We start from the raw sequence: 14,794 nt of genomic DNA on the forward strand, positions 1-14,794 counted from the left end.
CGCAGGGGATTGGCGTGCCACTGTCTCTCCCGGGCCCTCACGCCGTATTTCGACGGTCTGCTTGTCATACCAGTTCGGTCCCGGTCCGCTCACAGGGCGCCTCCCTGGCCAGGCCGGTCCCCTGGCACAGGTGAATCCCTCGAGGGGGCAAAACTTCTTTGGATCTGCTCAGTGCTCGTGGCCAGGGCTGTGCGCGTGCCCGTGCTCGAGCTCCTCCTCGGTGGCCTTGCGCACCTCGCGCACGGTGACCTCGAAGTGGAGCGTCTTGCCCGCCAGCGGGTGGTTGAAGTCCACCACCACCGTCTTGTCGCGCACCTCCTTCACCAGGAAGTCCACCTCATCGCCCTCGTCGTCCGTGGCGCTGATGATGCCCCCTTCCTCGATCTCCATGTCCGCGGGGAACTCCTCGCGCGGCACCTCCTCCACGCCGTCCGGGTCGTATTCCCCGTAGCCCTCCTCGGGGGAGACCTTCACCTTCAGGGCGTCGCCCGCCTTCTTGCCCTCGAGCGCCTTCTCCAGCCCCGGGACGATCTCCTCGTACCCGTGCAGGTAGACGAGCGGATCGCTCTCCTCGCTCTCCTCGATGACCTTCCCGTCTCCCAGGGTCAGCCGGTAGTTGATGGTGACGACGCTGTCCTTCGTGATTTCCATGGATGCTCTCCTCGCCTGCCCGGGGGTGACTCCATCCTCAATGAGGCTCACCTGCCTTCCAGGCGAGTCCGAGCCGGGGCCGTCTACCACAGACACCCTGGGGCGTGTCCGCATTCGGGACAAGGTGTCCCATCCCCGAACAGTTTCCCTTCCGCCCCGCCTCGCGCCCGCTCCTGTTCCGAGGGGATGGGGCCTCCTCCTGCGGTTGGTGCGGAACCTGCTTGGTATCCTCCCGGGAGTCCCTGAATCCCATGCCTGGCTCGATGTGCGCCAAGGCAGGTTCCCCAGCGGAGGCGGCAGTCACCATGGAAGCGTTCCTCAGAGATGTCCGCTTTGCCTGGCGAGGCCTGCGCCGGACCCCCGGCTTCACCCTCGCCGTGGTGCTCACGCTGGGACTGGCGCTGGGGGCCAACACCGTCATCTTCAGCATGGTGCATGCGCTGACGCTGCGCCCGCTGCCCTTCCCCCACGGCGAGGAGCTGGTGCGGCTGTATTGCATGCAGCCCGAGCAGGGCGGCGTCAGCGCCTCAGAACCCGAGACCGCGGCCTGGGCCGAGGCGTCCGGGGCCTTCAACGGGGTGGTGGGCTTCCACTACACCCCCGTCAACCGCACGGGAGGCGAGGTGCCCGAGCGGCTCAACGCGGTGCGCACCACTCCCAATATCTTCTCCGTGGTGGGCGTGGCTCCCCTCGCGGGCCGCCTCTTCGAGGCCGGGGATGCGCAGGCGGGCGCGGCCCCCACGGCAGTCATCTCGCACGCGCTGGCCACGCGCCTGTTCGCCACCGCGGAGGCCGCACCCGAGCAGCTGCTCTGGCTGAATGGCGCCGCGGTGCGCATCGCGGGGGTGCTCCCTCCGGGCTTCACGCTGGGGAACTCCGCTCGTGAGATCGACGTCTGGCTGCCCCTGTCGCTGCGCACCGAGCTGGAGGCGCAGGGGCACCACCACCTGACGGTGCTCGCCCGGCTGAAGCCGGGGGTGTCTCTGGAGTCCGCGCGTCTGGCCGCCGCCCAGCGCATCGCCCATCTGCGCGCGGGAGAGGACGCGGCCGAGGATGCCGAGCCTCCGCACGGCGTGCAGGTGCTCTCCTGGCAAGAGGAGATCACCGGACGCGTCCGCCCGGTGGTGTTCGCCCTCTGGGGCGCCGCCGCCTTCGTCCTCCTCATCGCCTGCGCCAACGTGGCCAACCTGCTGCTGGCGCGCGTGGTGCACCGTCGGCGCGAGGGCGCCATCCGCTCCGCGCTCGGCGCCAGCCTCAGCCACCGCCTGAGCGAGTCGATCGCCGAGAGCCTGCTGCTGTCGCTGCTGGGCGGGGCGCTCGGGCTGCTGCTGGCGCTCTGGGGCACCGATGCGCTCTCCTCGCTGGTGCCGCCCGCCCTGCGGAGCATCGCGAAGCCCGAGCTGCACCTGCCGGTGCTCCTCTTCGCCTCGGGGCTGTGCGTGGGCGTCGCGCTGCTGCTCGGGCTGGTGCCCGCGATCGACTCCTCTCGCGTCGCGCTGCTGCCGCTGCTGGCCGGGGGCCACGGCACCACCGGTGTCCGCCACCCGCTCCGCGCGGCGCTGGTGGTGGTGCAGCTCGCGCTGGCCCTCGTGCTGCTCACGGGGGCGGGCCTCCTCGTGCGCACGCTCGGGCACCTCTCCGAGGTGGATCTCGGCTTTCGGACCGAGGGCGTGGTGTCCGCGGCGGTGCAGCTGCCCGCCCAGCGCTATCCGGACGAGGATGCGCGCACCCACGCCGCCACCCAGCTGGAGGCGGCCCTGGCCTCGCTCCCGGGCGCTCAGGCGGTGGGGCTCCTGCGAGAGATCCACCTGGGCGGCTCCACCACCTCGTCGGGCATCCGGGTGGAGGGGATGGACGACACCGGCACTCGCCGGCACGCCAACCACCGCGTGGCCAGCCCCGGCGCCTTCGCGGCGCTGGGAGTGCCGCTGAAGAGCGGCCGGCTCTTCGAGGCCACGGATGCGAAGGGCGCGCCTCCCGTGGCCCTGGTCAACGAGACCTTCGTGCGCATGTTCCTCGACAAGAAGCCCGCCCTGGGCTCCCGCCTCTCCTTCGATGGGACCCACTGGTGGACGGTGGTGGGCGTCGTGGGGGACGTGCGCCACCAGGAGCTGACCCAGCCCCCGGCCCCCTCCTTCTATCTGCCGATGGCCCAGGCGGCGCCCGCGGAGATGCACCTCGTCGTCCGGGGCACGCCCGGGCCCACGCTCGCGCAGCTGCGCTCGGCGGTGGCCAGCGTGGACCCCGAGCTGCCCGTGCCCGCGCTGGAGAAGCTCGACGCGCTGGTGGCGCGCGGCAGGCAGCGGCATGAGCTGATGCTCTCCTTGCTCTCCGGCCTCTCGGGGCTGGCCCTCCTGCTGGCGGCGCTCGGCATCTGGGGTGTGATGTCCTACAACGTCACGCAGCGCATGCGGGAGCTGTCCATCCGCCGCGCCCTCGGGGCCACCGAGGGCAGCCTGATCCGGCTGGTGGTGGGCGCCGCCGGGAAGCTGGTGGGGTTCGCGCTCCTGGTGGGGCTGCCGGCGGCGGTGGGGCTCGGGCAGGCGGTGCGCAGCCTCCTGTATGGCGTCACCCCCACGGACCTCCCCACGCTGCTGGGCGTGGCGGCGCTGCTCGGCGCGGTGGGCCTGATCGCCGCGTGGCTGCCGGCGAGGCGCGCGGCCCGCGTGGATCCGGGCCTCTCCCTAAGGGCCGAGTAGCTCTCGCGCGGCCCCTCGCGGTGGCTCAGCGCGGGCTGCCCAGGGAGGCGATGGCGCTCAAGGTGAGCACGGCCAGCGCCACGCCCAGCGACAGCAGCGCCACCAGCAGCACGACGACGCCGACGACCCAGGCCCGGCTGGCACGGCGAGCGGAACCCGGGGCCTCCAGGTGCTGCTCGAGCAGCCGCACGTTGCGCACGTTGGCCTTCCAGGCCGCGTCGAAGACGTCGCCCAGGAAGGGCACCGCGCCGATGAGCGCCTCGATCGCCACGTTGCCGAGCATGCGCAGCAGCACCTCGCGCGAGGCCCCCATGCGCACCGCCTGCACGACGATATAGGCGGAGAGCAGGGCGCCCAGCCCGTCGCCCACGCCCGGCACCAGCCCCAGCACCGCCTCCCAACCGATGCGGAAGCCACCTGGCAGGCGGATGGAGGTGTCCAGCTGATGGGCCAGGCGCCGCACGTGCTCGAGCGCGGCGGGGGAGGTGGGAGGATTCACGGATGCAGGCGGTGGGCTCATGCGCTCTGCGCAGAGGAGCGCGCACGGGAGCGGCCGTCAACCGTCCGCGTGCGCTCGCCATCGGCTACGTCACAGTCGAGCCTGGCGCTCCCGGCGCAGGGGGCACCGAGGGCCTGGCGGCTTCGTGAGGCTCCAGCGGGGAGGCTCCTGGCAGCAGCCACAGCCCCACGAGGCCCGGCGCGCACAGCGCGAGCCCCACCATCCACGAGCTCATCCAGGCCGGCTCCACGCCGCCCCGAGTGACGAGCACGGCGGTGGCGTTGTTGGCGAGGTGGAGGAGCACGCCGGCCAGCAGCGAGCGCGTCCTCAGGGTCACATGTCCCAGGAGGAGGCCGACCATCGCGGCGAGGACGGCGTGCACCAGGTGCATGTGGAGGATGCCGAAGGCGAGCGCGCTGCCCACCACCGCCACCGTGCGTGAGCCCGTGCGAGACAGCCCCGCCAGCACCACGCCGCGGAAGGCTGCCTCCTCGCAGATGGCGGGGGCCAGCGCGATCACCGCCAGCGCCAGCGGCAGGGGCCAGGCGGCGGCTTCCTTCATCCGCTCGTCCATGAGGCGGACGAACTCTTCCATGCCCGGGAGCGAGACGACCCGGAGCGCCGTGTTCAGCAGCACCTGCAGGCCGATGATGCCGGGCACGAGCAGCAGGAGCGCCCCCGCGCCGCGCGGTGTGGGGAGCCGCAGCGAGAAGGCCTCACGCAGCTCCGCTCCCGAGCGTCGCACCCACAGGACCGAGGGCACCAGGAACAGGCCCACCTGCACGATGGCGATGACACCCCACAGTGGCAGCCGCCGCATCAGCAGCACACTCGTATAGAGAGAGCCCGCCAGCACCACGACGACGAAGAGCAGGGCGCTGCCGGGGGACAGGCGGTCTGCCCGGTGCAGCTTCCGGCCGAAGATGTCGCGCCAGGGCTTCTCTCCGGACAGCAGCACCTGCTCGCTCTCGAAGACGCGGGCCGCGAAGAGGACCCCCGCCATCGCCCAGACCAGGGTGCTGACGAAGACCAGCGAGAAGGTGGCCACGTCCACTCCCGTGGTGAGCAATTCCCGCAGCAGCAGGGCCATGTTGAGGAAGGGGATGAGCGCGAGCCCGGGCGTCAGCGCCACGTCCGGCATCATGGCTCCATGGGCGGCGACGATGACCAGCAGCAGCACGGGCGTGAGGTAGTTCTGGGCTTCCTTGAAGGTGCGTGCCAGCACGCCCACCGCGACGAGCATGGAGCTCACCAGCATCCCCAACGGGATGAGCGCCGCGAAGGCCGCCACGAGCACGCCCGCGCTCACGTGCACGCGCCCCAGCGTTCCGCCCGCGAACCCCAGGAAGGCCAGCCCGATGCCCAGCAGGTTCACCAGGGCGCCGCCCAGCGTGAAGAGGCTCACCACGCCGTACTTGCCCAGCACCACCTCCAGCGGGTGCACCGGCGCGCACAGCAGCGTCTGGAGCGTCCCGCGCTCCTTCTCGCCCGCGGTGACGTCGATGGCCGGGTAGAAGCCCGACATCACCAGGGCGAACAGGAGCAGGTACGGCACGCCCCACGCCAGCCACATGCCCGTGGAGCGGTAGTCCGACTCCTTCACCTGGAGCGGCTCGGCCAGCTCCGGGGCGAGCCCCGCCTGCTGGAAGCGCGCCTGCACCGCATGGAGGCGCACCGCGTCGAGCACCGTGATCAGCCGCCGGCGGGCGAGCCCTCCTCCGGGCTGCCCCGAGTCGAAGTAGAGCTCCACGGCGAGGTTCTTCCCGCCGCTCGCCAGCGGCACGGGTGTCACCACGAGCACCGCCTGGGCCTTCCGCGCGTCGATCAGCGCGCGCGCTTCGGGCGAGGGCTGCGCGGGGACGGCCTCGCGGCGGTCCACCCACTCCACGCGCTCGGCCTGGGCCACCTCCTCCAGCAGCAGCGCGGGAGCGGGGCCCCAGACGGCGAGCTTCAGCGGCTTCTCCTGGGACTGCCGCGAGAGCATGCCGGACGTCAGCATGGCCAGCCCCAGCAGGAGCGGGTAGAGCAGCAGCGGGACGATGACCAGGAGCGTGATCATCCGGCGGTCGCGCAGGGCCTCTCGCAGATCCTTGCGGAAGAGGGTGAAGGCGATGGAAGGGCGCACGGGCGGCTTCCTCAGGCGGACCGCGAGGGCAGGTAGTGGAGGAAGGCCTCGGTGAGCGTGCGGACGCCCGCTCGGGCGCACACCTCGGGGATGGGGCCCTGGTCGAGCACCTGTCCCTGGTGCAGCAGCACCACCCGATCACAGAGGTAGTCGACCTCTCCCATCACGTGCGTGGAGAAGAGGATGGCCTTGCCCGCGTCTCGCGCGGCACGGATGGCGTCCAGCAGGAAGCGCCCGGAGAGCACATCGAGCGCCGTGGTGGGCTCGTCCAGAATGAGCGCCGGTGGATCGTGCAGGAACGCGCGCGCCACGTTCGCCCGCTGCTTCTGCCCCGCCGACAGCGTGCCGCACGGCTTGTCAGCGAAGGGCCCCATCTCGAACAGGGTGATGAGCTCGTCCGTGCGCCGCTTCAGCTCGGCGGGCTTCAGCTCGTGCAGCTCGCCGAAGAAGGTGAGCACCTCGCGAGGCGTCAGCCGCTGGGAGATCGCCGTGTCCCCGGAGAGGAAGCCCAGCCGCTGCTTGACGCGGAAGGGCGCCTCCGCGGTGCTCGCCCCGGCGATGAGCCCCTCACCCTCGGAGGGCGTGAGGATGCCGGCCAGCATGCGCAGGAGCGTCGTCTTCCCCGCGCCGTTGGGCCCGAGCAGGCCCACCACCTCTCCGGCGGCCACCGTGAAGCTGGCCTCCCGGACGGCGGTGAAGGTTCCGTAGTGCTTCGTCAGCTTTCGGGCTTCGATCATGGCGTGTCCACTAGGCGGCGAATGAATCTACACCCTGGAGTGAAGGCATGTGACGTACCCTGCGTGCCGCGTGCTGCCTGATCCTTCCACGCTCGCCGCCTGGGGCCTCCCCGGCCTCTTCGTCGTCGCGATGCTGGCGGGCTCGATCGTGCCCATGCCCTCGGAGGCGTTGCTGGTGGCCATCATCTCCGGTGGCGTCTCGCCCGTGGCGGCCGTCACGGTGGCCACCGTGGGCAACGTCCTCGGAGCGCTGTCTCTCTACCTGCTCGGGCGGTGGGTGGCGCGGGGCGGGGGAGGGCGCCTGGGCCGGTGGCTCGAGCGCCGGAGTGCCCGCGAGGGGCCTCGGCTCGAGCGCGCCCGGCAGCGGCTGCGGACCTGGGGCTCTCCGATGCTCGTGCTCTCGTGGCTGCCCGTGATCGGAGATGCCTTCGTGCTCGCGGCGGGGCTCGTCGGCGTCCGCGCCGCTCCCTTCCTCGTGTTCACCACGGTGGGCAAGGGGCTGCGCTACCTCTTCGTGGCGGCGTCCACCCTGGCCGCGATGTGAGCCTCGGCGGGCGCAGGCTCACCGCAAGAACTGCTCGGTCTGCGCGAAGAGGCGCTTGAGCTCGTCGGCTCGGTCGATCAGCGGGTCCACGTCCAGCTCCTCCTGGCGCGAGGGCGTGTCGATGATCTTCGCTCCCCGCATGCGGCGCAGCTCGCGGCCGTCCTTGAAGTAGAAGCGCCACTCGCCGCGCGGCTGGAGGAAGTCCTCCTCTCCCTCGGCGTCCTCGGGCTCGGCGGGCCGCGAGTGGCAGAAGATGACCTTGCCGTCCGGGCCGAAGAGGAAGGTCAGGCGATAGCTTCGCCCGGCGATCACCGACTCCTCCGTGGCTCGGAGCAGGCGCACGTCATACGGCTTCTCCTCCGTGTCCTCGTTCCACTCCCACTCGTAGGTGATCGTGCTGTGCCGGACGCCGACGGCCGGGAAACCGCCGGTGGCGCGAGCGTTCGCCTTCACCTCGGTGATGTAGAAGCCTCCTTCCTCCGTGGAGGCGCGGGCTCGCTGCTCCACCGCCTGCCAGCGGTTGCGGATGCTCGCCACCTCCGCCTCGTTCTTCCCCTTGGCGGCGGAAGCCGGAGGCGCGGCGAGGGCCGAGCCTCCCACGAGGCACAGCATCAGGAGGCAGGAGCGCACGGAGGTGGCGCGGGCGGGAGTGAGAGGGCGCATGGCACCGGACATCATCCCTCGATTCAGCCCTTGGCTTCACCTCCGCCGAGCCGTCTGCGCCCGGATCATCCGAAGAGCATGAGGTTGGGGAGGGGGAAGCCCACGGCGGAGCCGTCCTTCATCTGCCCGCGGACGCGCTCGCCGAGCCAGCCGCTGTTCTTCTCCGCCTTCGACAGGAGGCCGGAGGCCACCGTGCGCAGCTCGCTCGAGTGGAAGCGCTCGGCGGCCAGCTGGTAGACGGCCTCCATTCCGTGCGAGGCGTTGCGCTTCATCTCCTTATAGGGCCACTTGCCCTGGTCGAGCGTGGCGGGGCCCACCGCCTCCAGCCCCTTGCGAAGGAGCTGCCCCTCGCGGGTGTTGTAGAGATCGTACCCCTCGGAGCGCGCCAGCTCGGCGAAGGCCACGAGCGGCTTGAGGGCATAGAGGTGGTAGTGCAGGGACTGGGTCCGCTTGAGCTCCGCGGGCTGCAGGCCGTCCGAGGCGCGGATGGAGTGCGACACGGCGTCGCGCCACTCCGCCACCTGCTTGTTCAGGAGCGACTTGTTGCCCGTGAGCGACGCCGCCGAGGCGATGAAGAGCATCCGCCAGTCGTGCCGGTTGTTGTACTTGTCCCCGTTGAAGATGGCGCGCTCGCCGTACTTGGAGACCCAGTCCATCACCTGGGCCTTGGATTCGGGCTTCCAGCCCGGGTAGTCCTTCAGCGCCTTCATCGAGGTGAAGACCGAGGCCAGCGGGTGGTAGCTGGAGATGCCCGCCTGGCTGGAGCCGAACCCCGGCGTCGTCGTCTTCGCCCACGCGTCCATGATGCTGATGGCCTTGTCCGCGTACTTCGAGTCCCCCGTCATCGCGTAGGCGTGCGTGAGCGAGTTCATCTGCTCCGTGAACCGGTTGAGCTGGTGGGTCTGCGTCATGTCGCGGTTCGGGTTCACCACGCCGTCCTGGCCGGGCAGGTAGCGCGGCTCGGGCTTGAAGATGCCGCGGATGGGATCTGGCGAGGACTTCAGGTAGCGGTCGGCCATCGCGATGACCTGCTTGCCCGCGGGCGTGTGGGCCTTGGCGCGCAGCGCGGCGTGGTTGCGCGGATCCAGCGCGTTGCCATACGGCACCAGCAAGTCCTTGCCGCCCGCGCTCGCGGAGGCCGGAGGCGGCGTGCCGGTGGCCCCCGTCGTCGGAGGAGGCGGCGTGCCAGGACGGGGCGTCGCGGGCGCGCCGGAGAACCCGTCATTCTCCACCTTGAAGCTCACCGTGTGGACGGTGGGCTTGCCGGACGGATCCGTCACCGTGACCTTCAGGCTGTACTGCCCGGAGGGGAAGCCCTGGGTGTCCCACCCGTTGGGCTTGCCGTTCTTGTCGCCGAACAGGGCGAAGGGCGGGTGGATCTCCCGGTGGGAGAAGGACTTGGGGCCCTGGAGGGCGAAGTCGACGCTCTTCACCGAGCCACGGTCCCCCGGCACGTCGACGAACACGCGCCCCTTCACGGTCTGTCCGTCCGTCAGGCCCCGGATGCCAGCGCGGTTGGCGCGCTCCGGAGCGCGAGCTTCCGGGGACACAGCCAGGGACTGCCGGGTGGAGGTGACGTGCATGGCGGAGGACCTCGTGAGGGGGAGGAGCCGGAGGCCGGATTCCTCGAAGAAGGCGTCGAGGGGCCTCTGTGCAACTCCATGGCCACACGGAAGGTCCTGGAATCACTGGGGTTGGAGTGCGCCCGCACCCGCGCTGGAGCGGAGGGGCGCAGTCCACGTGTCCCAGGTTGGGGACAGCCGCTGGGGCTTCCCGGGCGGGCCTACGGCTTGCGGCTCGGCGCCTCGGGAGCGAACCACTTGCGCAGCACCTGCGGCGATGAGGAGCGGTAGATGTTGTCGTGGCGCAGGTCCGGCCTGGGCTCGTACTGCCACTTCAGCTCGGCCGGGGCCTTCTTGCGGAGCACCTCCGCCAGGCTCGCGGCCGCCGGGGCGATGTTGTCCTCGTCGGCGGACGACAGGTACAGCCTGGCGCGCGGCGCGGGCCAGCGCTCGAGCCGCTGGCTGGCCTTCTTCACCAGCGCCTCGTTGTTCCACCACAGGCTCGGGCTCAAGGCGATGTAGGTGCCGAACAGCTTCGGCTCCAGGAAGAAGGTCTCGACGATGAACAGCCCCGCCAGCGACTCGCCGATGATCGCCGTCTCGCTCGTCACGCGATACTTGCGGCTCACGTGGGGCATCAGCTCGTCGCGGATGAAGGCGCGGAACGCCGCCGACCCGCCCACCCGCTTGGCGATCTTGCGGTCCTCGTCGACCTCGGTGGGGCCAGTCATGTCGCGTCGCCGCTCGGTATTCTCGATGCCCACCAGGACTAGCGGGCGCATCTCCCCGGCCCGGATGGCCGTGTCGATGGTGGTGGCCACGTGCGGGAAGTCCTCCTGCAGGCCACCATCCGGCATGTACAGCACCGGATAGCTCGTGGAGCCCGCCGCGTCGTAGCCCGGCGGCGTGTAGACGTTGATGCGCCGGGTCTCCTTGAGCTTCGCCGACTCGAGGGTGAACGACTGGTGCGGAGGGGTTGGCTCGGTCTCGGCCAGGGCACGGCCCGCCAGGCCCAGGGTGAGCACGGCGAACAGGAACAGGCGGGCCAGCTTCATCGACGGTTGCATCACAGGGCTCTCCTTGGCGCGTTTGCGGCGCGCAGGCGCGAGAGTGTAAGCCTCGCGGCCTCATGACGATGCCCCGAACACCGGACGAGGCGCTGGACTTCTTCTCCCGGCTCAACCCCTCCGTCATCAAGCCGGGCCTGGAGCGCATGCGAGTGGCGCTCGAGGCCCTGGGCCACCCGGAGCGCCGCTATCGCTCGCTCCATGTGGCGGGCACCAATGGCAAGGGCAGCACCTGCGCCTTCTCCGCTACCGTCCTGCGCGCCGCCGGCCACAAGGTGGGCCTCTACACCTCGCCGCACCTGGAGCGCGTCACCGAGCGCATCCAGGTGGATGGGGCGGAGATTCCCCGCGAGCTGCTCGGCCGGCGCATCCTCGAAGTCCTGGAGCGCTACCCCGACGCCGCCGGCACGCCCGCGCCCCTCACGTACTTCGAGTTCGGCACCGTGGTGGCCTTCTGGCACTTCGCCCAGGAGGCCGTGGACATCGCCGTGCTGGAGACGGGGCTCGGCGGGCGCCTGGACGCCACCAACACCGTGACGCCGCTCGTCACCGCCATCACGCCCATCTCCTTCGATCATATGGAGTACCTGGGCAACACCCTCGGGGCCATCGCCGGCGAGAAGGCCGGCATCCTCAAGCCCGGCGTCCCCGTCATCGTCAGCCGCCAGGAACCCGAGGCCCTCGAGGCCATCACCCGCATCGCCGCGCAGGTGGGCGCCCCCGTGCTGCTGGAGGGCAGGGACTTCACCGGGGCAGACGCTCCCGGCGGAGGGCTCTCCTACCGGGGGCCGAGGTGGAGCCTGGAGGGCCTCTCGCTCTCCCTGCGTGGGCCCCACCAGCGGCAGAACGCGGCCGTGGCGCTCGCCGTGCTGGAGCAGCTCGACGCGCGCGGCGTCACCGTCCCTCCGGACGCGGCGCGGACCGGGCTGGCCTCGGCGTACTGGCCCGGCCGGTTGGAGGAACTGAGCAGGCGACCCACCGTCGTCCTGGACGGTGCCCACAACCCGGGCGGCGTGGCCGTGCTTCTCGAATCGCTCGACTCCGTGTACCCCGGGCGGCGGCTCCACCTTGTATTCGGCGTGGTGGCCGACAAGGACCGCGCTCTAATGATGCGGGCCCTCTTCCCGCGCTGCGCCTCCGTCCACCTCACGCCGCTGGACACTCCTCGCTCCCTGGCCCCCGAGCGCTACCTCGAGGAGGCGCGGGCTCTGTGCGCGAATGTACGTGCCTATGCCAGCCTGGACGAGGCCCTGGCAGGCGCAAGGGCCCTCGTGATGGAGGATGACGTCCTCTTATGTGCGGGCTCCCTGTTTCTGGTGGGAGCAGCCCGCGTTCGGCTCGTGCGAAGCCTTGGCGCGGTGCAGCAGCGGCAGTAAATTTCAGACATGCGCCTGCCGGATGATTGGAGAAACGCAGCTCCAGGTCCGCGGTTACCGACCGTGGACGAGGTGGACTTCCGGGCGCTGTACCAGAAGACCAAGTACGTGGTGGAGACGGCGGACGGCTGGTCGCTGATGATGACGCGCTACCGGCCGGTGAAGCAGCCCTTCCCGCAGCCGCTGTTCGGCGAGGTGCTGCTGCTGGTCCACGGCTTCTCGCAGAACCGCCACGCGTGGACGAGCGGGCAGTTCGTGAAGAACCTGCTCTTCTTCGGCGTGGACATCCACATCCTGGAGCTGCGCGGCCATGGCAAGAGCTCGCTGGAGTTCCAGCGCGAGCGCGCCGAGCGCTTCCGCCGCCCGCTGCCGCCGGACCTCGACTACGACTGGGACATCGACAGCTACTTCCTCTATGACCTGCCCGCGGCCGTCTCCGGGGTGAAGCGCATCACCCGGCGCGACAAGATCTTCTACTGCGGGCACTCGATGGGCGGGATGCTGGGCTACGGCTACGCCGGCATCCACGACGACTTCGAGGGCCTCATCACCATCGGCTCGCCGGCGGACCTGGGCCGCGGCTTCTTCATGCTCAAGGCGCTGGCCATGAGCGCGCCGGCCCTGGGCGGCATGGTGGACATGACGCTGGCCGGGCTCAACGTGCAGGGCAAGCTGGGCCACCTCGGCCGCTCGCTGCTGGCCAGGGGCGCCAAGGTGGTGAGCGGCGAGCTCGGCAAGCGGCTCGCTCCCCAGCAGGAGCACCGCGACACGCGCTTCAACTACGTGCCGGTGGACACCTGGCTCAAGTTCGCGGAGAAGCAGCTGGCCCGCGCCGAGGGTCACCCGCTCTACGAGCGGCTGGCCGCGCGCATCAACCGGCTGAGCAACCCCGCCCGCGTCAGCGGCAAGGACATCCGCTGGCTGCTGCGAGAGGGCGGCGAGCGCGAGCCGCGCAAGGTGCTGGAGCAGTTCGCCCGGTGGATCCGCCGGGGGGAGATGGTCTGCTACCGCACCGACTACGACTTCAAGCGCGGGTTCTCGAAGATCAAGGTCCCCATGGCCATCATCTTCGGGGATCTGGATCCGCTGGCCTCGGTGGAGTCCACCCGGAGCGTCTACCGCGCCGCCAAGAGCGAGTACCTGCTGTGGCGGCCAGTCAAGGGCAACAGCCACATCGAGCTGACGATGGGGCACGACATCCGGCAGATCTGCTACGACATCAAGAACCTGATCGAGTACGCACGCACCCACCGTGTGCGGTCGCCGGTGCTCCCGCGCATCCGGTAGCCCGTCGAACAGGTCCAGGGCCGGGAAATTGGAGCCAGGGGGCGCTTGCTCTACATTCGCGCTCTCTGAAGAAGGGGTGTCGTTCGATGAGGTCCCTGGCGGTGTTCATGCTCGGCTGGGTGCTGGTTCCCCTCCTTGCGTTCGCGCAAGAGAAGGTGGAGCTCAACACCATCACGGGCGTGAAGGTGAACGGCAGCACGGTGGAGATCACCGGCACCAAGAAGCCGAACTTCACCACCTTCACCATGACGGATCCGCCGCGCCTGGTCATCGACATCTCCGAGGCCATCCTCAAGGGGGTGCCGGAGGAGACGCGGGTGACCAGCGGCCTCATCACCGGCCTGCGCTCGGCCAACTACGGCTCGGACTCGGCCGCCCTGGCCCGGGTGCTCATCGGCTACGACCGGGAGGTGGAGACCGACATCCAGGTGACGGGCAACGTCCTGATGGTGAGGGTGCTGGAGGGCGGAGGGCCGCTCGTGGCCCAGGTGTTCCCCGGCCCCGAGCAGTCCGGCGAGGCCGCCACGGGCCCCACCGCGGCGGAGGCCCAGGCGGGCGCCAACCAGGCGACCGTGGCGGCCCAGCAGGACCGGGCGGCGCAGGAGAAGGCCGCCGCGGATTCGGCCGCCGCGGCCCAGCAGGACCGGGCAGCCCAGGAGAAGGCCCAGGCGGATGCGACCGCCGCGGCGAAGCAGGCCGAGGAGGATCGCCGCAAGCAGGAGGAGGCCGCGCGCGCCGAGGCGGCGAAGAAGGCCGAGGACGAGCGCCGCGCCCAGGAGCTGGCCGCCGCCGAGGACAAGAAGCGCCAGCAGGAGATTGCCCGCGCGGAGGAGGAGGCCCGCAAGCAGGCCGCGGCCGAGGAGAAGAAGCGCAAGGAGGCGGAGGCGCGCGCGGAGGCCGAGGTTCGCAAGCAGCAGGAGGCCGACGAGAAGAAGCGAAAGGCGGAGGAGGCCGAGCAGAAGCGTCTGGCCGCCCTGGAGGAGAAGAAGCGCCGGGCGGAGGAGGCGCGCGCGGAGGTCGAGGCCCGCAAACAGCAGGAGGCCGACGAGAAGAAGCGCAAGGCCGAGGAGGCCGAGCAGAAGCGCCTGGCCGCCCTGGAGGAGAAGAAGCGCCGGGCGGAGGAGGCCGAGCAGAAGCGCCTGGCCCAGGCCGAGCCGAAGCCGCGTGACGAGGGCGCGCGCCCACCCCGAGTGGCCGCCGCCGAGCCGCCTCGCCGGGAGGAGCCGGAGAGCCCCTCGGCGGGCTCCGTCTCCGGGCGCCGCGGCATCCTGGAGATCGTCGGTTTCCAACAGCGGGACGGCGGCTCGCGTGTCTACGTGCGCACCAGCGAGCCGGTGAGCTACAAGGTCTCCGAGGGCCGCAACGAGATCGTCCTCATGCTGGAGAACACGCAGATCGGCAAGGGCAACAACACCCGTGCGCTCGACACCTCGTTCTTCGACACCGCCGTCACTCGCGTGGACCCCACCGTCGGGCCGGATCGCTCCGTGCGCGTGTCCATCAAGCTCAAGGAGCAGGTGCCCGTCCAGACGCGCCAGGAGGGCAACACCATCTCCCTGGAGTTCGCGCGCCCGAGCCGCTGAG

General features: G+C 70.7%; 12 protein-coding genes. 5 read left to right on the plus strand and 7 right to left on the minus strand.

Annotated features, from left to right (window positions below):
* Positions 1-168 precede the first annotated feature (168 nt).
* The gene (locus KY572_RS34245) at positions 169-651 is read right to left on the minus strand and encodes an FKBP-type peptidyl-prolyl cis-trans isomerase (RefSeq protein WP_224247884.1); all 483 of its coding nucleotides are present in this window, start codon (positions 649-651) and stop codon (positions 169-171) included.
* Between the two features lie 305 nt (positions 652-956).
* Between KY572_RS34245 and KY572_RS34250 the strand changes: the two genes are divergently transcribed.
* Positions 957-3,350: an ABC transporter permease gene (locus tag KY572_RS34250; RefSeq protein ID WP_224247885.1), complete on the plus strand. Its 2,394-nt coding sequence runs from the start codon at positions 957-959 to the stop codon at positions 3,348-3,350.
* A 25-nt stretch (positions 3,351-3,375) separates the two neighbouring features.
* Here the strand turns inward: KY572_RS34250 and KY572_RS34255 are convergent, their stop codons facing one another.
* The 3 genes from KY572_RS34255 to KY572_RS34265 all read right to left on the minus strand — a co-directional run bounded on the left by KY572_RS34255 (position 3,376) and on the right by KY572_RS34265 (position 6,711).
* Entirely contained in the window at positions 3,376-3,870 is a 495-nt protein-coding gene (locus KY572_RS34255; RefSeq protein WP_224247886.1) for a DUF4112 domain-containing protein, read from the minus strand.
* Between the two features lie 64 nt (positions 3,871-3,934).
* On the minus strand, positions 3,935-5,974 hold the full coding sequence (locus tag KY572_RS34260) for an ABC transporter permease subunit/CPBP intramembrane protease (protein ID WP_224247887.1): 2,040 nt from the start codon (positions 5,972-5,974) through the stop codon (positions 3,935-3,937).
* 11 nt (positions 5,975-5,985) lie between these two features.
* Entirely contained in the window at positions 5,986-6,711 is a 726-nt protein-coding gene (locus KY572_RS34265; RefSeq protein ID WP_224247888.1) for an ABC transporter ATP-binding protein, read from the minus strand.
* Between the two features lie 73 nt (positions 6,712-6,784).
* Here KY572_RS34265 and KY572_RS34270 point away from each other — a divergent pair, with 73 nt between their 5' ends.
* Positions 6,785-7,255, plus strand: a complete 471-nt coding sequence (locus KY572_RS34270) for a YqaA family protein (protein WP_224248018.1) — start codon at positions 6,785-6,787, stop codon at positions 7,253-7,255.
* 18 nt (positions 7,256-7,273) lie between these two features.
* Here the strand turns inward: KY572_RS34270 and KY572_RS34275 are convergent, their stop codons facing one another.
* The 3 genes from KY572_RS34275 to KY572_RS34285 form a co-directional block, all read right to left on the minus strand.
* On the minus strand, positions 7,274-7,918 hold the full coding sequence (locus tag KY572_RS34275; protein WP_224247889.1) for a hypothetical protein: 645 nt from the start codon (positions 7,916-7,918) through the stop codon (positions 7,274-7,276).
* A gap of 65 nt (positions 7,919-7,983) precedes the next feature.
* Positions 7,984-9,501: an alginate lyase family protein gene (locus tag KY572_RS34280; RefSeq protein ID WP_224247890.1), complete on the minus strand. Its 1,518-nt coding sequence runs from the start codon at positions 9,499-9,501 to the stop codon at positions 7,984-7,986.
* A 200-nt stretch (positions 9,502-9,701) separates the two neighbouring features.
* Positions 9,702-10,547, minus strand: coding sequence for an alpha/beta hydrolase (locus tag KY572_RS34285; protein WP_224247891.1), 846 nt, complete (start codon positions 10,545-10,547; stop codon positions 9,702-9,704).
* A gap of 62 nt (positions 10,548-10,609) precedes the next feature.
* Here KY572_RS34285 and KY572_RS34290 point away from each other — a divergent pair, with 62 nt between their 5' ends.
* From KY572_RS34290 to KY572_RS34300, 3 genes are all read left to right on the plus strand, one after another.
* A complete protein-coding gene (locus tag KY572_RS34290) occupies positions 10,610-11,923 on the plus strand; it encodes a bifunctional folylpolyglutamate synthase/dihydrofolate synthase (RefSeq protein ID WP_224247892.1) in 1,314 nt (437 codons plus the stop codon).
* Between the two features lie 9 nt (positions 11,924-11,932).
* A complete protein-coding gene (locus KY572_RS34295; protein WP_263452238.1) occupies positions 11,933-13,210 on the plus strand; it encodes a lysophospholipase in 1,278 nt (425 codons plus the stop codon).
* Positions 13,211-13,296: 86 nt separating this feature from the next.
* Entirely contained in the window at positions 13,297-14,793 is a 1,497-nt protein-coding gene (locus tag KY572_RS34300) for an AMIN domain-containing protein (protein WP_224247894.1), read from the plus strand.
* Position 14,794 lies beyond the last annotated feature (1 nt).

Origin of the sequence: Hyalangium gracile (genome assembly GCF_020103725.1) — a bacterium.
Classification (GTDB): Bacteria; Myxococcota; Myxococcia; order Myxococcales; family Myxococcaceae; genus Hyalangium; species Hyalangium gracile.